Annotated in this window: 28 protein-coding genes; 9 read left to right on the forward strand and 19 right to left on the reverse strand. The window is 66.0% G+C overall.

The features are described 5' to 3' along the window. Positions 1-31 precede the first annotated feature (31 nt). The 3 genes from VI234_RS06445 to lrp all read right to left on the reverse strand — a co-directional run bounded on the left by VI234_RS06445 (position 32) and on the right by lrp (position 2,711). A complete protein-coding gene (locus VI234_RS06445; protein WP_336329549.1) occupies positions 32-1,519 on the reverse strand; it encodes an MATE family efflux transporter in 1,488 nt (495 codons plus the stop codon). Then, positions 1,516-2,112 carry a TetR/AcrR family transcriptional regulator gene (locus tag VI234_RS06450; protein WP_008307119.1) on the reverse strand — a complete coding sequence of 199 codons (597 nt, stop codon included), beginning with the start codon at positions 2,110-2,112 and terminating at the stop codon, positions 1,516-1,518. The genes VI234_RS06445 and VI234_RS06450 overlap by 4 nt, the downstream gene beginning before the upstream one ends. 140 nt (positions 2,113-2,252) lie before the next feature. After that, positions 2,253-2,711 (reverse strand): HTH-type transcriptional regulator Lrp, encoded by a 459-nt coding sequence (lrp, locus tag VI234_RS06455; RefSeq protein ID WP_005536716.1) that lies wholly within the window; start codon positions 2,709-2,711, stop codon positions 2,253-2,255. 126 nt (positions 2,712-2,837) lie between these two features. On the opposite strand from lrp, the gene glnA reads away from it, so the two are divergent. Next, positions 2,838-4,193 carry a type I glutamate--ammonia ligase gene (glnA, locus tag VI234_RS06460; RefSeq protein WP_336329550.1) on the forward strand — a complete coding sequence of 452 codons (1,356 nt, stop codon included), beginning with the start codon at positions 2,838-2,840 and terminating at the stop codon, positions 4,191-4,193. 10 nt (positions 4,194-4,203) lie between these two features. On the opposite strand, the gene VI234_RS06465 is transcribed toward glnA, so the two are convergent. The 3 genes from VI234_RS06465 to VI234_RS06475 form a co-directional block, all read right to left on the reverse strand. Beyond that, entirely contained in the window at positions 4,204-5,097 is an 894-nt protein-coding gene (locus VI234_RS06465; protein WP_008307113.1) for a phosphatase PAP2 family protein, read from the reverse strand. After that, complete coding sequence (locus VI234_RS06470) at positions 5,094-6,329, reverse strand: YihY/virulence factor BrkB family protein (RefSeq protein WP_008307112.1); 1,236 nt, start codon at positions 6,327-6,329, stop codon at positions 5,094-5,096. The genes VI234_RS06465 and VI234_RS06470 overlap by 4 nt, the downstream gene beginning before the upstream one ends. Before the next feature lie 78 nt (positions 6,330-6,407). Further along, the gene (locus VI234_RS06475) at positions 6,408-7,844 is read right to left on the reverse strand and encodes an MATE family efflux transporter (protein WP_336329551.1); all 1,437 of its coding nucleotides are present in this window, start codon (positions 7,842-7,844) and stop codon (positions 6,408-6,410) included. Between the two features lie 371 nt (positions 7,845-8,215). Between VI234_RS06475 and VI234_RS06480 the strand changes: the two genes are divergently transcribed. Beyond that, a complete protein-coding gene (locus VI234_RS06480) occupies positions 8,216-8,632 on the forward strand; it encodes a hypothetical protein (protein ID WP_008307110.1) in 417 nt (138 codons plus the stop codon). A 33-nt stretch (positions 8,633-8,665) separates the two neighbouring features. On the opposite strand, the gene VI234_RS06485 is transcribed toward VI234_RS06480, so the two are convergent. Beyond that, positions 8,666-9,769, reverse strand: a complete 1,104-nt coding sequence (locus VI234_RS06485) for a tRNA (guanine(26)-N(2))-dimethyltransferase (RefSeq protein ID WP_336329552.1) — start codon at positions 9,767-9,769, stop codon at positions 8,666-8,668. 350 nt (positions 9,770-10,119) lie between these two features. After that, positions 10,120-11,802: a histidine kinase N-terminal 7TM domain-containing protein gene (locus tag VI234_RS06490; RefSeq protein ID WP_336329553.1), complete on the reverse strand. Its 1,683-nt coding sequence runs from the start codon at positions 11,800-11,802 to the stop codon at positions 10,120-10,122. 133 nt (positions 11,803-11,935) lie between these two features. Here VI234_RS06490 and VI234_RS06495 point away from each other — a divergent pair, with 133 nt between their 5' ends. Further along, positions 11,936-12,289, forward strand: a complete 354-nt coding sequence (locus VI234_RS06495) for a zinc finger SWIM domain-containing protein (protein WP_008307107.1) — start codon at positions 11,936-11,938, stop codon at positions 12,287-12,289. A 210-nt stretch (positions 12,290-12,499) separates the two neighbouring features. Here the strand turns inward: VI234_RS06495 and VI234_RS06500 are convergent, their stop codons facing one another. Genes VI234_RS06500 through hisH form a run of 3 tightly spaced genes read right to left on the reverse strand, consistent with a single transcriptional unit; the run spans position 12,500 to position 14,748 of the window. After that, the gene (locus VI234_RS06500) at positions 12,500-13,234 is read right to left on the reverse strand and encodes an acetoacetate decarboxylase family protein (protein WP_336329554.1); all 735 of its coding nucleotides are present in this window, start codon (positions 13,232-13,234) and stop codon (positions 12,500-12,502) included. Further along, positions 13,231-14,076: an SDR family oxidoreductase gene (locus VI234_RS06505; protein ID WP_336329555.1), complete on the reverse strand. Its 846-nt coding sequence runs from the start codon at positions 14,074-14,076 to the stop codon at positions 13,231-13,233. Before VI234_RS06505 ends, VI234_RS06500 begins: the two co-directional genes overlap by 4 nt. Before the next feature lie 24 nt (positions 14,077-14,100). Further along, positions 14,101-14,748 (reverse strand): imidazole glycerol phosphate synthase subunit HisH, encoded by a 648-nt coding sequence (gene hisH, locus VI234_RS06510; protein ID WP_008307104.1) that lies wholly within the window; start codon positions 14,746-14,748, stop codon positions 14,101-14,103. A gap of 171 nt (positions 14,749-14,919) precedes the next feature. Here hisH and VI234_RS06515 point away from each other — a divergent pair, with 171 nt between their 5' ends. Then, a complete protein-coding gene (locus tag VI234_RS06515; protein ID WP_336329556.1) occupies positions 14,920-15,285 on the forward strand; it encodes a hypothetical protein in 366 nt (121 codons plus the stop codon). Positions 15,286-15,313: 28 nt separating this feature from the next. Here the strand turns inward: VI234_RS06515 and VI234_RS06520 are convergent, their stop codons facing one another. The 4 genes from VI234_RS06520 to VI234_RS06535 all read right to left on the reverse strand — a co-directional run bounded on the left by VI234_RS06520 (position 15,314) and on the right by VI234_RS06535 (position 17,415). Continuing rightward, entirely contained in the window at positions 15,314-15,901 is a 588-nt protein-coding gene (locus VI234_RS06520; RefSeq protein WP_336329557.1) for a uracil-DNA glycosylase, read from the reverse strand. A 112-nt stretch (positions 15,902-16,013) separates the two neighbouring features. Continuing rightward, complete coding sequence (locus VI234_RS06525; protein ID WP_008307101.1) at positions 16,014-16,457, reverse strand: RidA family protein; 444 nt, start codon at positions 16,455-16,457, stop codon at positions 16,014-16,016. A 224-nt stretch (positions 16,458-16,681) separates the two neighbouring features. Continuing rightward, positions 16,682-17,233: an endonuclease dU gene (locus VI234_RS06530; RefSeq protein ID WP_008307100.1), complete on the reverse strand. Its 552-nt coding sequence runs from the start codon at positions 17,231-17,233 to the stop codon at positions 16,682-16,684. Continuing rightward, entirely contained in the window at positions 17,230-17,415 is a 186-nt protein-coding gene (locus VI234_RS06535) for a DUF5786 family protein (protein WP_004515979.1), read from the reverse strand. Before VI234_RS06535 ends, VI234_RS06530 begins: the two co-directional genes overlap by 4 nt. Before the next feature lie 160 nt (positions 17,416-17,575). On the opposite strand from VI234_RS06535, the gene VI234_RS06540 reads away from it, so the two are divergent. Both VI234_RS06540 and VI234_RS06545 read left to right on the forward strand, forming a co-directional pair. After that, positions 17,576-18,187, forward strand: coding sequence for an MBL fold metallo-hydrolase (locus VI234_RS06540; protein WP_008307099.1), 612 nt, complete (start codon positions 17,576-17,578; stop codon positions 18,185-18,187). A gap of 50 nt (positions 18,188-18,237) precedes the next feature. Then, positions 18,238-19,143 carry a hypothetical protein gene (locus tag VI234_RS06545; RefSeq protein ID WP_008307098.1) on the forward strand — a complete coding sequence of 302 codons (906 nt, stop codon included), beginning with the start codon at positions 18,238-18,240 and terminating at the stop codon, positions 19,141-19,143. A 50-nt stretch (positions 19,144-19,193) separates the two neighbouring features. On the opposite strand, the gene VI234_RS06550 is transcribed toward VI234_RS06545, so the two are convergent. Beyond that, the gene (locus tag VI234_RS06550; RefSeq protein WP_004960523.1) at positions 19,194-19,343 is read right to left on the reverse strand and encodes a 50S ribosomal protein L40e; all 150 of its coding nucleotides are present in this window, start codon (positions 19,341-19,343) and stop codon (positions 19,194-19,196) included. Positions 19,344-19,484: 141 nt separating this feature from the next. Here VI234_RS06550 and VI234_RS06555 point away from each other — a divergent pair, with 141 nt between their 5' ends. Further along, complete coding sequence (locus VI234_RS06555) at positions 19,485-20,558, forward strand: hypothetical protein (protein ID WP_336329558.1); 1,074 nt, start codon at positions 19,485-19,487, stop codon at positions 20,556-20,558. Between the two features lie 169 nt (positions 20,559-20,727). Here the strand turns inward: VI234_RS06555 and VI234_RS06560 are convergent, their stop codons facing one another. Beyond that, the gene (locus VI234_RS06560; protein WP_008307093.1) at positions 20,728-21,243 is read right to left on the reverse strand and encodes a DUF367 family protein; all 516 of its coding nucleotides are present in this window, start codon (positions 21,241-21,243) and stop codon (positions 20,728-20,730) included. Between the two features lie 87 nt (positions 21,244-21,330). Here VI234_RS06560 and VI234_RS06565 point away from each other — a divergent pair, with 87 nt between their 5' ends. Further along, positions 21,331-23,010: a redoxin domain-containing protein gene (locus tag VI234_RS06565; protein ID WP_008307092.1), complete on the forward strand. Its 1,680-nt coding sequence runs from the start codon at positions 21,331-21,333 to the stop codon at positions 23,008-23,010. Then, positions 23,007-23,387: a nuclear transport factor 2 family protein gene (locus VI234_RS06570; protein WP_008307091.1), complete on the forward strand. Its 381-nt coding sequence runs from the start codon at positions 23,007-23,009 to the stop codon at positions 23,385-23,387. The genes VI234_RS06565 and VI234_RS06570 overlap by 4 nt, the downstream gene beginning before the upstream one ends. Before the next feature lie 27 nt (positions 23,388-23,414). Here VI234_RS06570 and VI234_RS06575 read toward each other — a convergent pair whose 3' ends face one another. Both VI234_RS06575 and serS read right to left on the reverse strand, forming a co-directional pair. Then, a complete protein-coding gene (locus tag VI234_RS06575) occupies positions 23,415-24,125 on the reverse strand; it encodes a class I SAM-dependent methyltransferase (RefSeq protein WP_336329559.1) in 711 nt (236 codons plus the stop codon). A gap of 111 nt (positions 24,126-24,236) precedes the next feature. Further along, complete coding sequence (gene serS / locus VI234_RS06580; protein WP_336329560.1) at positions 24,237-25,619, reverse strand: serine--tRNA ligase; 1,383 nt, start codon at positions 25,617-25,619, stop codon at positions 24,237-24,239. Positions 25,620-25,694 lie beyond the last annotated feature (75 nt).

Genomic DNA, 25,694 nt, shown 5'->3' on the forward strand with positions numbered 1-25,694 from the left:
TTTTGCGGTTGTCTCTCAGTGACCAGTGCCATCAGTCGTCTGCAACGGCCGGTTCGCTGCCGGCCCGGGGGTCGGCCTCGCGCCACGTCCCGCGGAGGAACCAGGCCGCGGCGAGGCCGGCCGCGAGGACGTTCGAGACGGCGAAGGCCAGCCAGATGCCCTGTTCGGCCAGCGAGTACGCGAAGAGGTCGACAACCTGCGGGCCGAGCCACGCCGGCACCGTGACCGGGCGGGATGCGACCCAGGCGACCGGCAGGCGGATGATTCCCAGCATGGTAACCGCTAGCGCCGCTGCGGTGAGCGTCTTGCCGGCCCCGCGGAACCCGCCGGAGTAGGCCCGGACGACGCCGATGAAGCCGAAGGTCGGGGCGACCCACTGGAGGAACTCGGCCCCGATGCGGACGACCTCGGGGTCGTCGCTGAACACGCTGACGACGGCTGGTGCGGCGAATATCGTGACGATACCCAGCACAGAGAGGATGGCAAACGAGACTTTTGCGGCGAAGTGGTTGGCCGTCGCCGCGCGGTCCGGCCGCTCGGCCCCGAGGTTCTGGCCGGTCATCGTCTCGACACCCCGATCCATCGCGATAGCCGGCATGAACACCAGCGAGAACACGCGGATGCCGACGCCGAAGGCCGCGACAACGGTGACGGAGAACGTCCCGACGATGAACAGCATGGCGTTGACCGACACGGCGCGCCCGGTGCCTTCGACGGAGGCCGGGATGCCCAGTCTGAGCAGTTTCCGGAGGTACTCCAGGTCGGGGGCCATATCACTGAGGTGAATCCGCACGCCGCGCCTGCCCGACAGCAGGATACCGATGCCGACGACCAGCGCCACGGCACGCGAGAAGATGGTCGCGACGGCCGCGCCGACGACGCCCATCTCGGGGAACACCCACCAGCCGAAGATGAGGAACGGGTCGATGACGATGTTCAGCACGACAGTCCCGAACATCACGAGCATCGGCGTGATGGTGTCGCCGGCCCCGCGCATCAGCGAGATGAACACGAAGAAGCCGAACATCGCCGTCAGCCCGAGCGAGACGACCTGCAGGTAGCCCGTCGCGCCCGGCAGCACCTCGCTGGACGCGCCCAAAAGCGACAGGAAGTCCTCGACGAAGAAGTAGCCGGTCGCGCCGAGCAACACGGAGGCCAGCAGCGCGAACGTCACGGTCTGGGAGGCGGCGTACTCGGCCTCGCGGTGCTCCTCGGCCCCGGTGTGCTGGGCGACCAGCACGCTCCCGGCCACCGACAGCCCCATCCCGAGCGAGATGAGCAGGAAGATCATCGGGAAGGCAAAGGAGATGGCCGCAAGCGCCGTCGTGGAGTACTGGCCCAGCCAGAACGTATCCGCGAGGTTGTACGCCACCTGTAGCAGGTTCGTGATGACGATGGGGAAAGAAAGGAACAGCAGCGGCTTGCCGATGTCGCCGCTGGTCAGGTTCAGTTCCTCTTGCCCCTTGAACAGGTTCCCGAGCCGCGCACCCAGACGGCCCAGTTTCTGCCGGACGCTCACGCTGTGACCTCCTGCTGTCCGTCCAGGAGATGCGTCTCGACGTACTCGGCGAGCATCCGTCGGGTACACTCGACCGGGCGACCGGTCGTGACGCGCTCGGTCGCAGCCCCGGTCAGGACGGTGACGATGAACTGGGCGGTCTCCTCGGCGTCGAGGTCCGATTTGAACGTCCCGTCAGTGATACCGTCTTCGAGGATCACTTCGAGTTCGTCGACGAGGTAGTCGTCGAATTTGGTGAGTCGTTCGCGAAAGCCGGGTTCGTAGGGCGCGTGGGCACGGATTTCGAGAATCGCCGTCCCGAACTCCTCGCTCCCGTCGTCCGGTTTGTCCAGCACGGAATCGATGAGCGCCAGCAGGCGCTCGTGTGGGTTCTCGCCGTCGGGGTCTTCGATCCGGTCGACGAACCCGTCATAGAGGTATTCGAGGAACGCACAGAGGAGGTCGTGCTTGCTGTCGTAGTGGTAGTGGAGGGCAGCTTTGCTCTTGTCCGACTCGTCGGCGATGTCCTGCATCGTCAGATCCGCGTAGCCGTGCGTACACAGCGCACGGTAGGTCGCATCCATAATATCGTCGGCCGTGTCGCCGTCGTTCATTACGCGTAACTAACTGACTGGTCAGTCAAGAATGCGTCGGTACCATTTGAGGGTGGGGTCGCGTGCCATGCCACCCGGCGATCAGACTCGCGGGAGCTGTCGCTCTGAGAGCGTTCGGAACGATGGTAGAAGGACGGTCGCTACTCCTTCAGGTCGAGGTCGAACTGCTCGTGTTCGCTTGCGGCGTTGAGCACGACGGAGGTGTTCGACTCCCTGATGTCCGGGTCGGTGAGGAGTTCTTTGATCTGGGCGTTCATGCCGTCGGTGTCGGTGAACTTGCCGACCGCGATGACGTCGTAGTCGCCAGTGACCTCGTACACCGATATCATCTGCTTGTGCTCTTCGAGGTCCTCGGTGACTGCCGGGAGCGACGACCCTTCGACCTTGAGCTGGATGATGGCCGTCACGTCGTAGCCGAGCTTGTCGTAGTCGACTTTGGGGGTGTACCCGTTGATGATTCCCTCGTCCTCGAGATCGGAGAGGTGGTTTGAGACGGTCGTTACCGACACGTCGAGGTCTTCTCCGAGGCTTCGGAGGCTGGCGCGGCCATCCCCCAGAAGTGCATTCACTAGCTCACGGTCGAGATTTTCGTACGTCATTACATTGGTGGACGCCCCCCAGGGATTAGAATTTTACGAATGTCCAAATGTAAGCGAAAGCGTCGAAACCTTTGCGCAAATCAGCAGGGTTTTAGTAGTAGCACCGTTCCTATCGGGTGTCCAAAGATGACAAGCGAACTTTCAGAGGCGGCACAGGAGGTACTCGACGAGATCGAAGAGAAGAACGTCGACTTCCTCCGGCTCCAGTTTACCGACATCCTCGGCACCATCAAGAACGTCTCGATCACAGCCGATCAGGCGGAGAAAGCGTTCACAGAGGGGATCTACTTCGACGGCTCCTCGATCGACGGCTTCGTCCGGATTCAGGAGTCCGACATGCGTCTGGACCCGGACCCCTCGACGTTCTCGGTGCTTCCGTGGAGGGAAAACGTCGAAGGCGGTTCCAGTGCCCGCCTCATCTGTGACGTCATCGACACCTCGACCGGCGAGCCGTTCTCCGGCGACCCGCGCGGCGTCCTGAAGCGTGCGATCAAGCGCGCAAACGACATGGGCTATACGGTCAACGCCGCCCCTGAGCCCGAGTTCTTCCTGTTCGAGGAAGACGAAGAGGGCCGTGCGACGACCAAGACCAACGACGCCGGCGGCTACTTCGACCTCGCGCCAAAGGACCTCGCCTCCGACGTGCGCCGTGACATCATCTACGGCCTCGAAGACATGGGCTTCGACATCGAAGCCTCCCACCACGAGGTCGCCCAGGGCCAGCACGAGATCAACTTCACCTACGACGACGCGCTCTCGACGGCCGACAACGTCGCCACCTTCCGCTCCGTCGTTCGCGCCATCGCGGCCGAGCACGACCTGCACGCGACGTTCATGCCGAAGCCCATCCCGAAGATCAACGGCTCCGGGATGCACACGCACCTCTCGCTGTTCACCGAGGACGGCGAGAACGCGTTCCACGACGAGGACGACGAGTTCAACCTCTCCGAGACGGCAAAGAGCTTCACCGCCGGCATCCTCAAGCACGCGCCGGCTATCACGGCCGTCTCGAACCCGACGGTAAACTCCTACAAGCGTCTGGTCCCGGGCTACGAGGCACCTGTCTACGTCGCCTGGTCCGACCGTAACCGCTCGGCGCTCATCCGCAAGCCGGCCGCCCGAACGCCAGCTGCAAGCCGTATCGAGGCTCGCTTCCCCGACCCGTCGTGTAACCCGTACCTCGCCTTCGCCGCGCTCATCCACGCCGGGCTCGACGGCGTCGAGCAGGACCTCGATTGTGACGACCCTGTCCGCGAGAACATCTACGACTTCGACGAGGAGAAACGCGAGGAGTACGGCATCACCACGCTCCCGTCGAACCTCGGCGAAGCCGTCGAAGCGCTTGAAGACGACGAAGTGATTCAGGACGCTCTCGGCGAGCACGTCTACGAGAACTTCGTCGAGGCCAAGACCCAGGAGCACAAGGAGTATCTGGTCGACGTCTCCGACTGGGAACTCGACCGCTACCTCGAGAAGTTCTAACGGCTGCCACTCACACCTTTTTCGCGAGGCGCTCACCGGCCAGCGGCAGCGTCAGCAAGACGCCGGTCCCGACCGCCGCAAGCAGCGTGACGGCGACCGGCGACGGGTCTAGCCCGAACGTCACGCCGAGAAACGCTCCGACCGAGACAACGCCCAGCAACGCCGTGATGCCGACACCGTGCCGGCTCGGCTCCGGCATCGCATCACCCAGTAGCCACCAGACCACAGCGCCCGCGACGGCGACACCCAACGCCCCGGCCGAATTACGTGAGACACCAGTGACGAGTAACCCAGCCGTGGCGATGACGGCGGCGAAGCCGAACACCCGTTCGGGCGTTCTGAGCGCACCGAGGGCGAGCGCGAGGGCCGCACCGGCGATGGCAAAGCCCGCGAGGATATCGGCGAGGTAGTGGACGCCGAGCACCAGCCGGGAAAGCCCGATGAGGGCGATGATCGTCGCGGCGACGGCGGCTCGTTGCCGACGCGTGCCGACCCGGAGCGCCCACGCGATGCCGCCCCAGACGAGCAGCGAAAGGGTGGCGTGGCCGCTGGGGAAGCCGAACCCTTCGCCGGTCGCCATGGACTCGTAGACGCCCCGCAGCGCCGCCGGAAGCAGTTCGGCGTGCGTGGCCGTACCCGCTCCGGGCGGCCGCGGCAGCGCGAACACGCCTTTCAGTGAGACGACGAGCGCGACGGCGACAGCGAGCAGGGCGACCAGCATCGCCGTCCGGTCGCGAGTGAGGCCGCGACCGAGTTTCGGCGTCCACGGGCCGAGCCAGTACAGCAGGCCACAGGCCAGAAAGGTGAACCAGAAATCCCCGAGTTGGGTGATGAGGGCGAACAACACGACGACTGCGCCGGGCAGCGCTGACAGCACCTCGGTGACGCCGACAGCCCGTATCACTGTCGCCAGTCGCGCACGCGGTCGATGAGCCGTCCGGGCATGCCGGTGGCGGTAAGCGTCACACCGACTGTAATCATCACGGCGTAGAGGCCGAGCGTCGACAGCCAGATGACCAGCATCGCCAGGACGGCCCAGACGCCTTTCAGGTAGTAGAACGCGCCGAGAGTCATTATCGTGCCGTACAGCAAGACGATGTAGGGGCCCCACTGTCGGGCGTGGCCGCGGCGCATCCGGCGGCGGACGTACTGTTTGAGGTCCGACCGCACCTCGTCACGGTGGAGCGTCCGGCCCTCGATGTCCTCGCGGAACGACTCGAACTCCTCTCGGAGTTCCTTTAGCTCCTCGTCTGTCAGCGCATCAGTGTCTCGTCCGGTCGGCCCGGTTCCGGCTGGCGGGGGTGTGTCGGTCTCGTCAGCGTCCTCACTCATCGCTTTGCCGGACCGTCGGCGCGATACCTGTTGTAGTTGCCGGTCCGCGAGCGCCGCGTTGACCGCTGCGCCCACGAGTAGCACCTGTCCGGCGAAGTAGAACCACGTCACGAGCAGGAGGACCCCGCCGATGACGCCGTACACCTGGTAGGAGTCGGCCTGCGCCGCGTACACGTTGAACCCCGTCCCGAGCAGCGTCCACCCGGCACCGGCGAACACCGCGCCGGGGACGGCCTCCCGTATCGTCATCTCCTGGTCGGGGAACAGGTAGTACAGCGGGAGGAAGGCCACCGTCAGTACAGGGATGAGTGCGAGTCCGCCCAGCGCGACCTGGACGCCCAGCACCGTTCCGAGAGCGCCGATGACGCCGAGCCCGACCAGCGCCACGACGATGCCGCCCAGCGCGGCCAGCCCGTCGACGAGTTCGCCGACAATCGAATCGGGGCCATCGGTTCCGTAGACGCGGCTGAAGGCCGTATCCAGCCCGCGGAACACCTTGAGCGCGCTCCAGAGCGTGACGCCGACGCCGAGCACAGTCGCGCCCCCGCGGCCGGCCCCGCTGGTCAGCGCGTCTTCGAGCAGCGTCGATGCGGTCGGCGAGAGCACGTCCCCCGCAGCCGTCACGATTCGCTCGGCAAAGGCCCCCCCGCCCGCCAGCGTGCCGACGACCAGCGTCAGCAACAACAGCGGCAGGAGCGAGACGAACATGTAGTAGGCGATGCCGGCCGCGAGAAAGGAGACCTCCTCCTCTTGGACAGTGCGGACGACATCCCGGGCGACGGAGACAGCGCGTGTGCGATCCACGCGAGCATGTCGGGGTGGAACCCCAAATATACTGTCGACTGGCTGACGACAGACCGTCGTTCAGGCCGTCGACACGCGTCAGTCGTCGAGCGCCGCGTCGGGCCGGTAGGACCGGCTCACGACCCGCCACGTCCCCGACCGGAAGCGATAGTAGGTCACTGCCGCGGGAACGGCCGTCTCGACCACCAGCGAGGCGTACAGCGCGAGTTCGCCGAGCGGCGTGACGTAGCCGAGATACGCCAGCGGGAGGGCGAACAGGTACATCCCGGCCAGTTGGGAGTAAAACGGCCAGCGCGTGTCGCCGCTGGCCCGGAGCGGCCCGACCGAGCCCCCGTCGATGCCCCGGAACACGACGCTGGCACAGGCGACGGCGACGAACACCGTCACCAGCGGGAGCACTGTGGGGTCCGAGACGAACAGGCGGGCGATGCCCCGCGAGAACGGGAGTAGCGTCGCTGCGACGACGATGTACACGCCGATACTCAGCCGGAGCACCGTCTGCGCCCAGACGGTCGCCTCGGCCTCGTCATCGTCGCCCAGGGCCTGTCCGACGAGGCTGCTCGACGCGAGGCTCAGCCCCCAGTTCGGCGTATCGAGCAGCGCCCGGACGCGGAGCGCCACGACGTAGGCCGACACGACGCCGGGCCCGAACAGGCCGACGATGAACAGCCGGGGGAACTGCGCCCCGGTCCGCGCGAGGTTGGCCCCAACCAGCGGCGTCCCGGTTTTCGCGAGGTCCCGCCCCAGTCCCCGGTCGAGGAACGGCCGCGACACCGGAACCTGGACCGGAAACGCGCCGATTATCGGGAGGCCACCGCGGGCCAGCCCGACGGTGAACCCAGCCGTGACGAGCACGTTCGCAATGACCGTGCCCAGCGCCGCACCGACGACGCCGAGGCCGAACCCGAAGATGAAGACGGCGTTCAGCGCGATATTGACGACCGCGCCGCCGGCCCGCAACAGCATCGGCGTCCAGGCGTCGTCGGCTCCCACGAGCGTCCGACTGGCGATGAGGTTCAGTGCGGCGAAGGGGACTCCGAGGGCGACGACGCGCAGGTACTGGACCCCGTACCCGACGGCTTCGGACCCCGTTCCGACGAGGTCGACGAGCAGCCCGGGGACGACCCAGTACGCCGCCGTCAGCGGGAGTGTCAGCCCCAGCACGACGGCGGCGCTGGTCGTGACGGTGACCGCCAGTTCCTCGTCGGCATTGGCCCCGTAGCGCTGTGACACCATCCCGATTGTCCCCCCGGCGACGCCGCCGCCCAGCGCGAACACCAACTCCCAGAACGGCGCGGCGAAGCCGACGCCGGCGATGGCGGTCGGTCCGAGCGCCAGCCCCACCATCGCCACGTCGACCGTCGACTTCGACATCCGGGCGAGCCCGGTGACGATCCGGGGCCAGGACAGGTCCGTCGCTCGGCGGACCCGCTCGCGCTCGACGAGGCCGAACCGCGCGAGCAGGCTACCGACGAGTAGCAGGACGCCACGGACCGGGTTGTACGTGGAGGGCACGTGTTCGCCACTGCTTTGCGGTCGAGGCAAAAAGGGGTTTAGAATGTGGCCAGCGGGTGTAGTTGTTTCAGGAGACGTGACTGGTCCAGTCCAGAAATACCGGCCTGCTCGTTTCAGTCCCACAGAGACAGCACTGACAAACCGGCCGCGGGTGGGACTGAAAGGGGCGAGACGCTGGGCGTTCGAGAGGAAGCAAGCACTGGAGCGAATGAAATGAGCGAAGCGCGCAGCGAGTCGCAGGAGCCCAGCGTCTCGGGGCTTTCTGGCTCTTTGCGGCTGTCGCCAGTGAAACAATGCCGACTCTACCGCCACAGACTCGAACAGCTAGCCGCCCTCACAGGGTTTATACAGCGCCGCTGCAACGACCGGATATGGATACGGAAGCGGCCATCCGGCACGGGACGATGCAGGTGACCGTCCTGTTGCTCGTCGCGGCCGCACTGGCTATCGGTTTCGGCGTCGCCGGCGTCGGCGCGTCCCTGCCGATTGTCGTGGGCCTGCTGGTACTGACGGCTGTTCTATTCGCCGCCCGACCGGACGAGGACCGATTCGGTCCCGTCGCCGGTGTCGACATGGACGGCATCGTCAAGTCGCTGTGGCTCGCGCCGCTCATCACGGCCCTACCGCTGCTCGTCCGCCTGTCGGCCACACCCGGCGAGGTGCAGGCCATCGGCGGACTGCTCGGTCTCGCGGGGATGGCGAACTACTTCCTGCGCCCGGTGTATCTGCTGGGCTACGATCTCGTCTCCGCGGTTCGAGAGAGCGTTGGCCGGGCGAACGGTCGGTAGTACGAGTCGAGACGGAACTGAATTCCCGCCCTGCTACTCCGCCGTCGCCTCGCGGATTTCGACCACGTCGGCGTCCGTCTTGAACGTCGTGCCGCCGTAGTGCGTTCGGGAGGCCTCGTAGCCGGCATCGCGGAGTTTCTCGATGAACTCGTCCATGGCCTCCGCGCCGCGACCCCAGCGCTTGCAGAGGCGGTGCTGGTCGTAGTGGGTCGGCGTGTCGATCTCCTCGCTGAGCGTCGCCAGCAGTTCTCTCGCTTCGTCGGCGGTGCCCATCTCCTCGGTCACCTGTTCGGACACGGCGTCGGCGAACGCCGGGTCGCAGGTCCGGCCGAGCCAGATGGGGCCGGCCGTCTGGAGGTGTTTCTCACAGACCGGACAGGCCTCGGGCGGGTCGGCGATGAGGCCGTAGTCGTGGTCGCGCCAGAGGCAGTGCTGGCAGTGGTGGACGTAGCCCAGTTCGTCGATGCAGTCGTTGGCGACTTTCGCCCCGTGGTCGAACTCCAGATAGGTCCGGGCGTAGTGTTTCGTCGCGTGGCTGAGAATCGGCCGGGCGGCGATGTCGTAGCGAGCGGCCGTCCGGACCATCGCCGACAGGAGGACGCGCATCCCCATCTCGGCGTGGAACTCGGTGTTGCGCGGGACCGCGCCGTAGGACCGGACGCCGCTCTCGAAGTGTGCGCCACACAGCGGCGCGGTGTCGGTGGCCGTCACACAGAGGAGGTGTTTGGTGCCCTGCACCGCCGCGTCGGCGAAGGGAATCGGCGTGCCGAAGGGGTCCACGTCGACCACGTCGAACGCCTCGGAGTGCATGAGCACGTTCGCGTCCGACCGCCGGACCGAGGCGGCGAGGTCGTTCCGTTCGAGGTTCTGCTCGCACAGCGCCGTCGCGTCGTCGTCGATGTCACACAGCGTCGTCTCCCAGTCGTTGGCCGCCGCGCGGACGCCCCGGATGCCGCTCGCGGCGGTGGCGTCCAGGTACGTCGACACGCGGGGGGTTCGCTCTCGGTAGGCCCGCAGCGCCGCCACGGTGATGTCGCGGTTCAGCTCCTGGACGGGGTTGAAGAACACGTCCGCGCCCTTCCCCGCATCAGGCTGTTCCGGCACCGTGACCGTCACCCGGCCCTCACTGACGCGCATACTCTCCGGTCCGTGCGTGCGCCGTTAAGTCGTTCGAACCTAGCTGTTGTATCTGTGGCTGAGTTGTCTCACACGAACGGCCAGAAAGCCCCCTCGCGGACGACTCGTCTGACTCCGTGCGCTCCTCGTCACTCCCGTCGGTCGTTCCTGCGGTGCTACAGCCGCCAGACTCGCCCTCCGTTCACGGGTCACTTCGTTCCCCGTTCACGCGATTCGAGGGCTCACTGTGTTCGCCCTCGCAGCGCTCGGCCCCTTTCAGTCCCACCCGTATCGGCTGTGTAATCGCACTGAGAATGCCGGCTGTGTAATCGCACTCAGCACGGTCAGCGGACCGTATCCCCGACTACCACTCACGCCGCTTCGGCGGTCGTCCGCTCTCGGGGCAGTCGAACGGTCACCGTCGTCCCGTCGCTCGTGTCGAAGTCGAGATCACCCTCCAGCGTCGTGGCTGTCCAGCGGACGAGCCAGAGGCCGATGCCGCTGCCGTGGTTCAGGTCCGTCTCGCGGCCCCGCTCCAGCACGCCGAGTTCGTGTTCTGGAACGCCAGGGCCGTTGTCGCTGACGGTCAGTACGACATCGTCGCCATCGACCGCGGCGCTGACGGTGACGACGGGGTCCGGGACGTGCTGGAGGGCGTTCTCGACGAGGTTGGCGAGCAGAATCTCTAACAAGGCCGGCTGGGTTGTCAGTTGGAGAGAGCCGGGTATCTCGACCGCGACTGAACCGCTGTGTCCGTCGCGGGCAGACTCGACGACTCCGGTGGCGAGGTCGGCAAGTGCGACGGATTCCAGGCCCGCGTCGCCAGCACCCGCTTCGGCGAGCGTTCGAGCCTTCTCACCGGAATCGACGAGGCGACCGACCGACTGCTCGATGGTCGCGGCGTAGTCAGCCTGGTCGCCGTCGAGTTCTGCCGCCAGCAGTTCCGCCCGGGCCTGGATGACGACGCTCTCGTTGCGGACGTTGTGTCTGAGAAAGCGGTTGAGCACTTCGAGGCGGCGCTCGCGGCGGATCTCGTCGGTGATGTCCTGAAAGACGACCGTGTACCCCAGTTGTGTGCCCGCCTCGTCACGGAGCGCCGTCTGCCGGATTTTGAACTCGTGGCGTCGACCACCGGCCTCGATGGACGCCCGCGAACTCCCGCCGTCAGCTGTGATATCGTCGCCTACCAGGAAGCCGTTCAGTGGCTCTGTCAGACTCTCGCGCTTATCCGCGCCGAGCATCCGCTCGGCGGCGGGGTTGAGGTTCACGACCCGACCCTGTTCGTCGACGATGGCGACCGGCGTGGCGATGTCGTGGATGGCCGCCCGTTCGCCGGCCCGCCGGGTCGCCGGGTGGAACTCGAACATGTCGCTCCGGACGAACGCGTACAGGTCAAGGGCGACGTGGGGCAGGAACAGGAGCGTCGTCAGATTGATCGTCGGAACCGGCCCGATGCCGCCGGCCCACAGCAACACCGCGGCCCCGGGCGGTATCGGGCTCAGGCCCACCGCCAGCGCCTCGCGCCGGTACAGCGGGCCGTAGCTGACGACCGTATCGAACACCAGCAGGGTCCCGAAACTGACGAACAGCATCGCGACGATGATCGTGAGCAGTCCGGCCGGCAAGACGGCGTAGTCGGCCCCCGCGCTGCCGGCGGTCGGCACGATCCGGAATCCCTGCCAGACCACGGTATGCAGTGGGTTCGTGACGACGAGCGCCGTTCCGGCGAGCGGGAGCACCGCCACGGCCCGGTACCAGCCGCTCTTCAGAACGGTCGTCCGGCCGGTGTAGCCCAGCGCGAACGAGAGGAAACAGAAGCCGATCCAGATGATGCCAAGCCAGGACACCATCTCCAGGGCGAGACGCAGTGTCGGGTCGAACACCAGCAGCGCCGCGCCGTAGCTGAAACACCAGCCCGTCTGCGTGACGATGGTCGCCACGAACCACTGTGCGCCGGGCTTGCCCCAGTGTGTCCGGAGCTGGGCCAGCAGATACAGCGACCCGAATCCCGAGGCAAACGAGCCCAGTGCCAGCCACGGGAGGTCGAGGTTCATGCCGGAAGAAACCCGTATTCCGTGTTTATTCTTCCGGGCACAGTACAAGCACTGATAACTCCCTGCTGCGGCTGCGAGCCAGCCGGGACGTGGCTGCTGAAGCCGACGCCGTTTTGTCACCCCTTTCCGTAGCATGGATGTGACCGGAGTCGAGGAGTGGGTGGCCGACCTCGAAGCCGCCGGGGAGCTGACCCCCGACGCAGTGTCGGCTATCGTCGACGTCCACGATGACCGCGGCCACCAGGCTATCGAGGCTGTCGGCGAGAGCCGCGTCAAGCAGTACCGCGATTTCACTGTCGTCGTGGGCCACGACGACGAGTATATCGTCGAGGACGGCGGCTGTACCTGCGCCGACAGTGAGTACAACCTCGACGCTGAGGACCCCGACCAGCTCTGCTGGCACGCCATCGCCGTCCGCGTCGCCGAGGCTATCGACGCCGTCGACGAGCACGACATGTGGTACTCTGAGGTCCGGGAGTTCCTATAGTACCTTTTTACTTCGTCGCCCTTCCTCGCGGCGCGTAGCGCCGCTGCGGGAGGGCTCCTCGCAAAAATCTACGCTAAAAACGACCTTCTCGCTCCCGCTGGTCGCGAGAAGTGAAACCGCGCTCCGTCGGCGCGCGGTATGCTATGCGGTACGGCTTCCTCACCGCTCTGCTACTGCTACCGCACTGCTCCGCTCCTGCTACTGCCCCCGCTACCGCTCCACTGACCGCCCAGCGCCGTACGCAATCCGCCCCTCCAGCGAGAACCGAAGCACTGACCGGGAGCCGAGATCGAGCGAGCGGAGCGTGTTGGCTCGCTCGTGGTCGCCCAGGTCCACGTCGACGCGGTTGCTCAGCGGCGCGGCCCCCAGTTTCCCCTGGAACTCGATTGGCGTCCGTTCAAGCTGGCCCTCCCGGACCGCGTAGCTCTCGATGGATTCCCGGCGCTCCCAGGTCCGGGGCCAGTCGATGCCGACCGTCGCCACGCGGTCGCCGTCCTCGACGACCGTCGTCTCGCGGCGGGTCGCGTCGTCGTGGTGCGTGATGTCGGCGACCGTCTTCGGGTAGCCCCAGATCTCGTCGCCGAGGGCGCGCGCGGGTTCGGTCGTCACCGGGAGCGACCAGATGTAGCTGCCGGCCGCCCGAGTCAGCAGCGGGAGCAGCGGTGGCCGCCAGCCCACTGTAGTCGCTGGAATCATGGCGGCGAACTCGTCGTAGGGGGCCATCGCGTCGTCGCCGATGCGGTGGTACTCGACACAGAGGAGCACGACTGCGGCCCGGCGGGCCGTGGCCCGAACCGGCGTCAGTCCATCGGGTAGCAGCGACTCGGCAACCTCGTACCGCGCCGAAAGCACCGCACCGGCGACCGTCGCCTCGGTGACCAGCGGGAGCGTCACTTCGTGGCCGGTCGAGAGCCGAACTCTGTCGCCGTCGGTCAGTTGGGTCATAGCCACCGCCCCAGCAACGCACTTACTCGACCGAACCCGCGATGAATCGGGTCCTGCAGTCGCGCCGGCAGCCAGTGGGTCCAGCGGACGAACGTGGCGAACTTGCCGACGGGGTAGCGGGCCTTCGGTGGGTCGTCGGTCGCCGCGGCCAGCACCGTCGCGGCGACGGTCTCCGGCGTCGTCGCCAGCGGCCCACCGGTGAGCACCCAGCCGGTTTCGAGCGCGTCGTACGTCCGGTCGTAGGTCGGCGTTCGGTCCGTATCGCTCAGGCTTCCCAGCGCGCTGTCGGCGAAGCCGGTGTCTACCCACGCCGGTTCGACGAGCGAGACGTGGATATCGTCCTCGCCGGCGATCTCTATCCGGAGCGCGTCGGTCAGCGACTCGACGGCGGCCTTGCCGGCCGAATACGCGCCCAGGCCCGGCGACGCGGTGTGACCCAGCACGCTGGATACCGTGATGATGCGCCCGCCGTGTTCGCGCATCTCGGGGAGCACTGCCTGTGCGAGTCGGTGTGGGCCGTGGACCAGCACGTCGAACTGCTCGCGAACGTCGTCGCTGGCTATGTCTTCGACTGGCCCGGCGACTCCGTAACCGGCGTTGTTCACCAGACAGTCGAGTCGGCCTGTCTCCTCGATGACCTGGTCGACGACGGCTTCGATCTGTGCTTCGTCGGTCACGTCGAGTTCGAGACAGCGACAGCGCTCGCGGATGTCCGCAGGGAACTCCGCTCGAACGTCCGTCGCATACACTGTCCAGCCGTCGTCGACGAACGCCCGCGCCGTCGCCGCTCCGATACCCGACGCTGCACCAGTGAGCAGAACGACAGAATTACTTGTAGACATACGGACACATACCGAGTCCAGAACTCAGTGGTCGAGGCAGTAGTCGACGAAGTTCCGGAGGATGCGCAGCCCCGTCTCGCCCGATTTCTCCGGGTGGAACTGCGTGCCGAAGACGTTGCCGGCGTCGTTGGCGACGATGGAGGCGAAGTCGGCCCCGTAGTCAGTCGTCGCCACCGTCGCGTTCTCGTCGTCGGGGACGGCGTAGTAGGAGTGGACGAAGTAGGCGTGCTCGCCGTCGACGCCCTCGACGAGCGGATGGTCCCGCGTCACGTCGAGTTCGTTCCAGCCCATGTGTGGCACGGTTTGGTCGCGGCTGAACCGGACGTTCTTCCCGGGAATGAGGTCGAGCCCTTCGGCGTCGCCCTGGCCTTCGTGGTCGGCCTCTTCGCTCGTCGTCAGGAGCATCTGCATCCCGAGGCAGATCCCGAACAGGGGCTTGCCGGCCTCGGCCTGTTCGACCAGCGCCTCGCGGAACGGCCCGGCGTTGTCCATTCCTTCGGAGAACGCCCCGACGCCGGGCAGGACGATGCCGTCGGCCGCGTCGAACTCCGCAGGGTCCTCCGAAAGGGAGACCTCTGCGCCGGCGCGTTCGAGCCCGCGCGTGACGCTCCGGAGGTTCCCCAGTCCGTAATCGACGACGACCACGTCCGCGGTCGTCTGTCTGACACTCATACGGGACCGTAGGCGAACAGGGGCTAAGTGACTTCCTGTTCGAACAAGCCTTCGGCACGACCACTGTCTGGCGGGAGGTGTCGCTTACAGTCAGACACCCGGACCTGATAAGGATATCAACTATGAAAATAGACCGGCCCAGTTTTATTCACCTACCGCATACGCCCGCTGATGGTTGATATTACAGACGTTCTGTACGTCGACGGTAACGTTCTCATCGCTGAGTTTCCCGAAGAGATAGAGATGACAGACGAGACGTTCGCGAAAGTCAATGAGCGGTTCGAGGAACTCGCCTCACAGCCGGCGGTCGATACGCATATCTCGAACCTCCAGATGGAGGCGTCACTGAACGACGACGTATTCACGCGAGCACAGGAGGCCGCTGAGGCGGGCAAGGAGTTCGGTATCACGGACTGGGTCATCGTCTCCGAGGGGATCAAGAAGATGGCGCTCAAGAGCCGGGTCGGCGAGATTTCTGGTGTCGACATTTCGCTGGTCGACACGAAGGCAGAGGCGATGGATATCGCAGCGAAGTAGCGGTTCCGGGCCGCACTACCCGACTATTTTAAAACTCGCCGAGTCGCGACTGTCCGCTCTGGGCGTCGGTGAACTCTGCGGCAGTCGTTATCGCGGCCTCAAACGTCTCCTGCTGGCTGGGGTCGTACAGCGTCGCCGCCGGGTGGACGGAGACGAGCACGCGGCGTGGCTGGCCGGCGATAGCCACGTCGAACACGTCGCCCGCTTCGCCGGTGACGGCGACGTCACGCTCCAGCAGGTGCTCGGCCGGCACTTTCCCGAGCGTGACGACGACTTCGGGGTCGACGCGGTCGATTTCCGTCTCCAGATAGTCGCGGCAGTTCGCGAGTTCACCCGTTCGCGGGTCGCGGTTGTCCGGCGGGCGACAGCGCACACAGTTGGTGATGCGCACGTCGCCGCGGTCGAGGCCGGCCTCGCGCAGCGCCTCGTCGAGCACGTCGCCGCTCCGCCCAACGAACGGCTCGCCCTGTTCGTCCTCGTTCGCGCCGGGGGCCTCCCCGACGAACAGCAGGTCCGCGTCAGCCGGGCCGACGCCGTTGACGATTCGCGAGCGCGAGCGACAGAGCTCGTCACAGCGCTCACAGCCGACGACGTCGAGGCCGTCCATCTGCTCCATGCCCCGTCGTTTGCGCCGGGGGCTCTCAAACGCAGCGGTCCATCGCCACGCTTTCGGTCGGAATCCGGTTCCGCTGGCTTCAGCGACAACAACTGTCCAGATCTGGCAGCGATTACCGCTTTACACCCGTCGCTTCGATCTGTACCGCCGCGTCGTTCGGCAGGCGTGCCACGCCGACGACGGTCCGCGACGGTCGCTGCCCGTCGAAAAACGCCGCGTACGCTCGCTTGACCGCTGGTAGCTGGTCCATCTCCGCGAGGTACACCGTCGTCCGCATCAGGTCACGCGGTTCGAGACCGGACTCGGCAGCCATGGCACGAATCTGGTCGAGCGCGGCGAGCGTCTGTTCCTGAACGTCGCCGCTGCGAACCGTTTCCGCGTCGGGGAACTGGCCGTCGAAGAACACGAGTTGGCTGTCCTGCTGGCGCGTGCCGTACACGCTGTGCTCTGTCGGCTGGTCGCCCTCGGACCGGGTCACGCTACTGTTGATGTTCGTCTGTTCGCTCGTTTCTGCGGGCTCTACAGCATTCCTCGCCTGCGTTCTGCTTTCTGCCATTGTATCTCTACAAACACAGTGCCGGACAATCAGGCTATCTTTAGCTATTGCTAAATACAATCTACGATAGAATATTGCTACCGCGTTTGTCGTTCAAATCCTCATCTCTAACTTAGTAATAGCTAATAAGTCGTTGGGGTAGCTGAAGTAGGTGAATCCGGGCGGTCCATTGTTTCGATGGGCAATACGATACCGCATCCGGTCGGTCGCTCCCGCTGCGTGAGTCACTCCATCTCGACCAGTCCCCGCGCAGCCAGTCGGGCGACCCGGAGGGGTTCCGGACGGCCGCCCTCCGGCGTGAACGCGCGGACGACATCCGCGGCGGCGCTGTCGTCGAGGCCGACGCTCCGGACGTACACTGTCTCGTCGTTCACCGTCACCGGTCGGCGTTCCGGCTGGGCACGGTAGGTCGCCAGCCGGTCCTGCACGACATCGGGGTCGTCGAACGCCTCGCGGATGGCTCCCGCAAGCCCCGGGGAGGATTCGAAGGTGACCGAGACGACCGGCAGGTCGGTGTGGTCGTGAATCTGTTCGAGGTCAAGTATGTTGAACCACGCCGGCGCGATACCCGCCACCAACAGGTAACGAACGTCCTCGCGGTCCAGTCGGTCGACCATCGCACACACCGTCTCGGTCGCGTCGCTCCCGCCGACTGTGGCAGTACTGAAAACAAAGCCGTCGGCCACTCTGCTGGCGCGGACGACGGCGCCAGCGAACTGACTGGTTTCCGCCCGATACGACTCCGCGACGCCGAGGGCCCGTGCCCCTGATTTCACGTGTTCTGGTTGTCCTTGATGTCTTCCAGTCTATCGAGTAGTTCGTCGTTCGACGCGGTGAACTCGTACTCGATGTCGCCCTCGTGGGCGTTTTCTTCAGCATCGAGGCCGTCCTCGTCCTCGAAGTCTGTGTCGTACTCCTGATTGTCTTGTTCCGATTCGTCGTAGCTCCCGAACCCCATGGTACGTGTACAACTATGACGTTCTTAGTGAAAAATCACTCGGCGACACTATCGTGTTTGATACTCGATATTTTCTCGACACTGTGAGTCGAGATACCCAATTCCGGTCGGGTTGCCGGCGGACAGTACACTCAAGCGGGCCGCGCCACAGGCTTCGTGTATGGACGTTCACAACGTCACCGCCGAGGCCGAGACGTTCACCTGCAACGCCTATCTCGCGACCGGCGAGCAGACGACGCTGGTCGACGCCGGCGCGATGCGCGGCGTCGTCGACGTCATCCGCGAGCACGTCGATACGCTCGACGCCGTCGTCTTGACCCACCAGCACGGCGACCACGTCCAGCAGCTCGACGCCGTCCTCGACGCCTTCGACGTGCCGCTGTACGCCTACAGCTCCCACCCGCGTCGGGACCACGAACTCGCCGACGGCGACACGCTCACGGTCGGTGACGAGGACTGTGAGGTCGTCTACACGCCGGGCCACGCCGACGACCACGTCTCGCTCGTCTCCGAGTCGTCCCTGTTCTCCGGCGACGTGGTCGTCCACGACGACGGCGCGTTCGAGGGCGGCTCCTTCGGCCGCACTGACCGCCCCGGCCAGTCCCGCGAGCGCCTCATCGAGAGCATCGAGCGCATTCTCGACCGAATGCCGGCAGGCGTCGAACATATGTACTCTGGCCACGGGGGCGTCTTCCACGGCGACGTCCGCGAGGTCGTCGAGCGCGCCCTCGAACGAGCCCAGCGCCGCGAGCCGAAGTACCCCGACGAGTAACCCCTCGAAACCGGCGCAACGCTCTAGTGATAGGGCCGATATTCGACTCCATGAACCAGCGACTTCTGACGGGGGCGGCCCTGGCGCTCTCCGGCGTCGTACTGGCCGCTATGCAGGTGTTCCATGCGTTCCAGCAGACCCGGATTCCGGTGGCGGTCGCGGTCGATGCGCTCCCCTTTGCGGCGATGGGGCTGGCGATAGCGTACGCGGGCGTCTGGCTCGCTCGCGACACGGTGTTCGAGGGGGCCACGTCCCGAGTGGCCGCGTGGGCCGCCGGCGGGACCGTGGCGTTTGCCGCCATCGCGGCGCTCCTGTTGTTCAGCCAGCGCGTGACCTCCGGCTCACTCGCCCGAGCGTCGTACCTGACGGTGGACCTCGTCACCGTCGGCGCGCTGGCGGGCGTTCTGGTCGGGCTGTACGACGCCCGGAGCCGCAGTCGGCTCCGCGAACTGGCGGCCGAACGCGACCGCATCGAGGCCTTCGCTGGCAAGGCGGCCGACGTGAACAACTACGGACGCGCCATCGCCAGCGCCCCCAGCGTCGACGGCGTCGCCGCCTTCGTCGTCGAGGCCTTCGGGACGATGACCGGCATGGAGGAGACGGCCGTCATCCGGCTCAGGGACGGCGATGCAGTGGCGCTCGCGAACACTATTCGAACCGTGCCGGTCGACGTCGTCGGCTCGCTCGCACAGGAAGTCCGGACACAGCAACAGGGTGAGGTCACCGTTCACGACCGGCCGTTTTCCACCGACGTCCCCGAGTCTGTCACCGATTGCGTATCGGCAGTGGTTCTGGACGATGAAGGCACGACGACGGTCGTCATATCGGTCACGACGGACGGGACGGCTGTCGGGGAAGAAGATCAAAAGCTGCTGGAACTCATCGTCTCACACGCGTCGGTTCGCATGGCGACGCTCGACCGGCAATCAGCGGACAGAGAACCCACTGAGAAGTAGCTGATTGGCGACGAACCGCCACCGAATGCCGGCGGCAACTGACCCGAAAATCAGGCGCTGCGGGTCTCTTTCGCCTTCGGACGCAGGTTGCCGTAGCCGCACTTCCGGCACTGCTGTGCGCGCTGTGGGTTCCGAGCGTTACACCGCATGCAGATCTGCTTGTTGAGGAGTCGGTCGGACGCAGTCTCGAAGCTAGCCATGCGCGCTTCTTTCCGGTGCGCGCGTTTAAGCTTTGAGTTTCGGTCCGGGAAGAATTCCGTGAGGGCTTTCTGGCCGTTTGCGAATATCGCGACACTTCAGGCCGCCGCCGGCTTTAGATGCCCGAGCGGCGAAGCCGGAGTATGTACGATCAGGTCGCGGACCTGTCGGTCACCGTCGAGAGCTGTACGTTCGAGCGGCTGGAGCGGGCGACTTCCAGCGGGTTCGACCGAGTAACGACCGTTATCCGGCTCTCCGGTGCGGGCGAGACCGGCAGCGGCGAGGACGTGACGTACACGACTGAAGCCCACGACGCGCTGCAGGACAGCGATACGTTGCAAGGTGCGGACTCTCCGCTGGCCGGCGAGTACTCCGTCGACTCGTTTTCCGCGGTACTGGAAGCGGCCGACCTGTGGCCCGCCCCTCCCGACGAGGAGCGCTTTCGCCACTACCGCCGCTGGGGGTTCGAGAGTGCGGCGCTTGACCTGGCGCTGAAGCAGGCCGACACGGACCTCGGGACGGCGCTCGGCCGGCAGTACGACCCGGTGAACTTCGTCGTCTCCACGCGGCTCTCTGACCCGGACGACGACACACCACCGACGGCTGACAGACTGGCGATGCTGTGCGAACGTTACGGAGACCTGGCGTTCAAGCTCGACCCCACGCCGTCTTGGAGCGAGGCGCTCGTCGACGACCTGGCTGACTACGACGTTCGCGTGCTGGACCTGAAAGGGCTGTACGAGGGGACTGATGTCGATGTCGAGGCCGACCCGGAGTTCTACCGCCGCGTCGTCACCGGCCTCCCGGACGCGCTGGTCGAGGACCCCGACCTGACCGAGGCGACTCGGCCGATTTTCGACGGTCGAGAAGCGCGCGTTACCTGGGACGTGCCTATTACCGGCGTCGAGAGCATCGAGGCGCTGCCGTTCGAACCGGCGTGGCTCAACATGAAACCGTCCCGCTGTGGGACCGTCGAGTCGGTGCTTGCGACCATCGACTACTGTGAGCAACACGGTATCGATCTGTACGGCGGCGGGCAGTTCGAACTCGGCGTCGGCCGCGACCACATCCAGGCGCTGGCGTCGCTGTGCTACCCTGCCGGGCCGAACGACGTCGCGCCCGGCGGGTACAACGACCCCGACCCGGACGCGGACCTGCCGACGAGCCCGCTTACGCCACCCGACGCGCCGGCTGGAATCGGGGCCGGGTTCTGGTAAGTACCCTGAAAAATGAAGCCGAAGCTACATTATTGTTGGAGAGCTAACTATTGTTATGCGGTGTCAAGCCTGCGGAGAACGCATCGACGACGTACTGGAGGCACACGCACGGCGGGCCTGTCCACACTGTGATGCGCCGCTCCTCGAAAAGCCAGCAACGCCCAAATGACTACTCCTCGGCGAGGTAGTCGTCCTGCACGTCGATGACGTCGCTCGAATCCTCGCAGTTCGCGTACCGCTCCAGTGGTTCCTCGTTCAGTTCCAGAAACGTGTGGCCCCAAGAGAACGTCGAGAGAATCCGCTCGGCGTGGTCGTGCTCCCCGAGAATGGCGAGCGCACCCGCGAAGGCTTCGACCGTATTGAGCTGAAAGGCCGTGCCGTAGTTGACCGGATTGCCGGCGACGAGGAACGGGAGCGAGCGATGCACCCCTTCGAGGTCGAACGCCTCCCGTTCGGCGGTCTCCCAGGAACAGTCGAGTGCAACCAGACGGCTGTGGCGAGCGCCGTCGCCGGCGGTCGGTCGGTCCGCCGGAGACAGCGCCTGCTCGGCGAAGGGGTTGAGCACGATGCCGGGCGGCGTCGACCGCGTCGCGCGGTGGAGTTCGGCCTCGTCCAGCCGGGCCAGTTTCCGCGCGCTACATTTATCGGGGTCGTCGTCACCCTCGTACCGGACGTGCAGTTCCACACGAGCGCTACTACGCTGGCGAATAAAAGCGACTCGTTCAGTGACACTGTGCAAACACTGTTATAGCCGGGCTTGGTTGTACAACGTGTGCTTTCAGAGGGGACGGCGGCACCACTGTTCGAACTACCGGCGCTCGTCGACGGCGACTGCCAGCGAGTCGGGCTGTCGGACTACCTCGGCGAGGACGTGGTCATCCTCGCGTTCTATCCGGCGGATTTCAACCCGGCCTGTGACGACACCGCCTGTGACCTGGACGAACTCGACCTCTTCACGATGCAGAAGGACGTGAGCATCCTGGGTATCAGCCCGGATTCGGTGTACAGCCACCGGGCCTTTGCCGACCGCTACGGCCTGAACATCCCGCTGCTGTCCGACACTGACCACGATGTCGCACGCGAGTACGGGCTCGATTTCGTGGACGACATCGGCCAGCAGCTCATCGAGCGCGCCGTCGTCGTCATCGACCACGACGGCGACGTGCAGTACGCCTGGAGTACCGACGACCTTCAGGAACTCCCCCGTGTCGGGGAGATCAAGGACGCCATCGCCGACACCGGCGGCGACGACACCGCGTTCGCCCGCTACCGCGTCGGCCACGCCCACTACACGGAGGGTCGGCGCGCGTTCACGTCGGCGATGGGGGCCTTCCGCGAGTCGGAGTGGATGGTCGCACAGGGCGACTTCCAGCAGGCCCGCGAGGAGTTCGAAGCCGCCGAGGACCACTTCGACACCGCTGTCCGGTTCGTCGACGACGAGTCCCTGAAACCGATCTACGAGGACGCAAAGACAAAGGCGAACTCGCTGTGGCAGGCCAGCGACTGGCTCACACAGGCCGCTCGCGCCTACTCTAGCGGGAACGGAGCCGAGGGCCAGCAACTCCGGGACGACGCCGAGGGGCCGCTGGAAACCGCCCGCGGCTACGAGGAACCGCCCGACCCCGACGGTCCGTGGCCGCCGGACCTGGAGACGCTGGAAAAGGAGGAGGACGACGACCGGCCGGCGTTCCTCACACAGGACGAGACAGCTGTGGACACCTCGCTCGACGTGGATATCGACGAGGAAGTCGAACGGACAGACAGCGAACTGTCGGAGACAGCATCGTCGGCTACCGAGTCGGCGCTGGATTCGATGCCATCACCCGAAGCCGCCGATGCGGCCGACGAAATGCGAGACGCAGCCGACGGACCGGCGGCAGAACCAGCCGAGGAGACGACACCAGCGGGGACAGCTGACCAGTCGACGAATCCGCCGCCTTCGACCGACGAATCGACTGCACCCGTAGACCAACCGTCAGCGCCGGAATCTGAGGCGACGTCGGCCGGCGGCGCGCCGCCGGAGTCAGTGTCGGTACCCGACGGAGAGGGTGATATCTCGGACGTCGATGACGCCGATATCGAGGAGATACAGGCCGAACTGGCCGCCAGTGAAGCCGACACCGAGCCGACGGACCCGCTGGAAGAGACTCCGACCACGATGGTTGAGGCGCCACCCGACACGGTCATCGATGGAAACAACGACTCCGCGGCACAGGACACGCCGGACGGCGAGCAGTCGACTGCCGGCCCGTCGCCGGACGCCGCCGCCTCCGAGACGGAGACCGACGACGCAGTCGAACTGGACCTGGCCGACCCGATGGCCGACGACGGCGACACGGGAGCAGCGGTCGACCCCGAGCCGGACGACGGTTCGGGCCCGGAAACAGACGGCGAGCCATCTGACACGGAGAGCGATAGAGACACCCCTGAGGAACCCGAATCAGGCCCGTGACGCGACCCGATCTCCGTCAGCGTACACGGGCCTATTACCACGCCATCGACGGCGACGACTACGACCAGTTGGCCTCGCTGCTCGCCCCGTCGTTCGTCCACGACCGCCCCGATCAGACTATCGAAGGCCGGGACCGGTTCGTACAGTTCATGCGTGAAGAGCGACCCCAGACAGACACCACGCACCCGCTGGACGGCCTCTACTGTCGCCAGAAAGACAGCGCGGGTGAGTCGACCGACGGCGACGACACGACGACAGCCGAGGTCGTCGCCCGCGGCCGCCTGCTCGATACGGACGGCGAGTGCATCGTCGGTTTCGTCGACGTGTTCACGTTCGCCGGGGACGATATCGAGCGCATCGAGACGTACACGCGCTGAGGCTCGACTGCTTTCGGATTTGCTGTGTCACTGTCCCGGCAGCGACAGCCGAACGCCGTACGCCGACCCGTCGGTTTCGGTCCCGACGAACGCGTCAACGGACCACGGCGTCTCGCTAACCGCGGCGCGGAACCTCGATGGTGTAATCAGTAGCAAGTCCGTCCATGGGCCGGCCAGCCCGTCGTACTCGACGCGGAAGGTCCGGTAGGCGACACCGGGCTGGGCGAGGTGGGCCGCGCCAGTCTCCGGGTCCGCCCGGTCGAGCGCGTCCACGTCGGCGACGGGACGGCCACCGGGCCGTGTCACCGCCGCCAGTTCGCTGAGCGTCGTCCGGAGGTCCGCCAGCGAACTGCCGAGGCCGAGTTGCTTGCCCAGGGCGACGACGGTATCGAACCCATTGCCCGGCGGCCGCCGGAGGTCGCCGACCACTGCGTCCGTGACCCCGCGCTCGCGGGCGAGCGCGACGGCCCCCGGACTCCGGTCGACGGCCAGCACGTCGTGGCCACGCTCCTGCAGCGCGAGCGCGTGCCGGCCGACGCCACAGCCGGCGTCGAGGACCCGTCCCGTCACCGCCGAGAACAGGTCCCGCTCGATGGGATGCCAGTCCGCTGGCTGCTCGAAGTAGCCCGCCAGATGCGCCTCGGTCAAATCGTCGTCGTCGCGGCGATAGCGGGGCCGCTCGGCGAGGTCGTCGCGGCGGAAGTCCAGTACCATCTGCCCGAAAGCGTCGTCCGGCATACCTCGACGGTGCTGACGGACGAATATAATGGTGTGTTGAAATATGGTGCCGTGTAACGCACCGCATACGGGAACGCGGAACGCTGGCCGAACACAGCGGACCGCGGCCGCCTACTCCTTTTCGCCGGCACCGACGGCGCTCTCGCCGATTTTCTCGGAGCCTTCGATGACTTCCTGGCCGCCCATGTACGGGCGAAGGGGTTCGGGAACGGTGATGGTGCCGTCGTCGTTCTGGTAGTACTCCATGATGGCGACGAGGACACGCGGGACTGCCAGACCAGAGCCATTCAGCGTGTGGAGGTAGTCGGCGGATTCGTGCCGTTCGGGACGGTAGCGAAGGCCGGCGCGGCGCGCCTGAAAGTCCTCGAAGTTCGACACCGAGGAGACTTCGAGCCAGCGGCCGCCGCGGTCGGGGCCGTCCGCCATGTCGTCGCCGGGGGCCCACACCTCGATGTCGTACTTCTTGGCCTGTGTAAAGCCCATGTCGCCGGTACACATGTCGAGCACGCGGTAGGGCAGTTCGAGGCGGTCGAGCACTTCCGCGGCCTCGTCTAGCAGCCCTTCGAGCCGGTCGTAGCTGTTCTCGGGCCGGACGAAGTTGACGAGTTCGACCTTGTGGAACTGGTGGACGCGGACGTAGCCCCGCGTTTCTGTCCCGTGTTCGCCGGCCTCGCGGCGGAAGTTCGGCGAGAACGCCTGGTGTTTGACCGGCAGGTCGTCGTCCAGCAGGATCTCGCCGCGGTACATGTTGGTGACCGGCACCTCCGCTGTCGGAAGCAGCCACAGGTCGTCGCTGTCGTAGTCGTCGTCCTGGCGCGCGCCGACGCGGTAGGCGTCCTCGTCGAATTTCGGGAGCTGGCCGGTCCCTTCCATCGAATCGGAGTTGACGGGAATCGGCGGAAGCACGTCGACGTACTCCTGCTCGCGGTGGACATCGAGCATGAACTGGATGAGGGCGTGTTCCAGACGCGCGCCCTCGCCCTTGACGAACTGGTAGCCGCCGCCGGACACCTTCGCGCCGCGCTCGAAGTCGAGCAGGTCCAGGTCCTCGCCGAGGTCGTAGTGTGGAATAACCTCGTCGGGCAGGTCCCGGAGGTCGTCGAACCCCTCGCGGTAGCGCTCGACGTTATCGGCCTCGCCCTCGCCGGTCGGGACCGACTCGTGGGGGACGTTCGGCAGTTCCAGCAGGGCTTCTTCCAACCGGGACTCCAGTTCGTCGGCGCGCTCCTCGACCTCCTGCAGTTCGTCTTTGAGTTCCTGCGAGCGGTCGATGGCCTCCTGTGCCTCCTCGTCCTTGCCGTCCTGTTTGAGCTGGCCGATCTTGCTCGACACTTCGTTGCGTTCTTGCCGGAGGCCGTCGCCTTCGGCCTTCAGTTCCCGCCACTCCTCGTCGATTTCGAGGATTTCGTCGAGGTCCACGCCCGTGACGCCCTTCCGTTCGATAGCGTCACGGACCGTCTCGGGGTGCTCCCGGACGAACTGTCTCGATAACATGGACGACGGTTCTCGACGGCAGAAATTAGTCGTGTCGGTCCCGCGGTGGGGCTGGCCCGACTGTCGACTTGTGCG

Source organism: Haloarcula sp. CGMCC 1.2071 (genome assembly GCF_037078445.1).
Lineage (GTDB): Archaea > Halobacteriota > Halobacteria > Halobacteriales > Haloarculaceae > Haloarcula > Haloarcula amylolytica.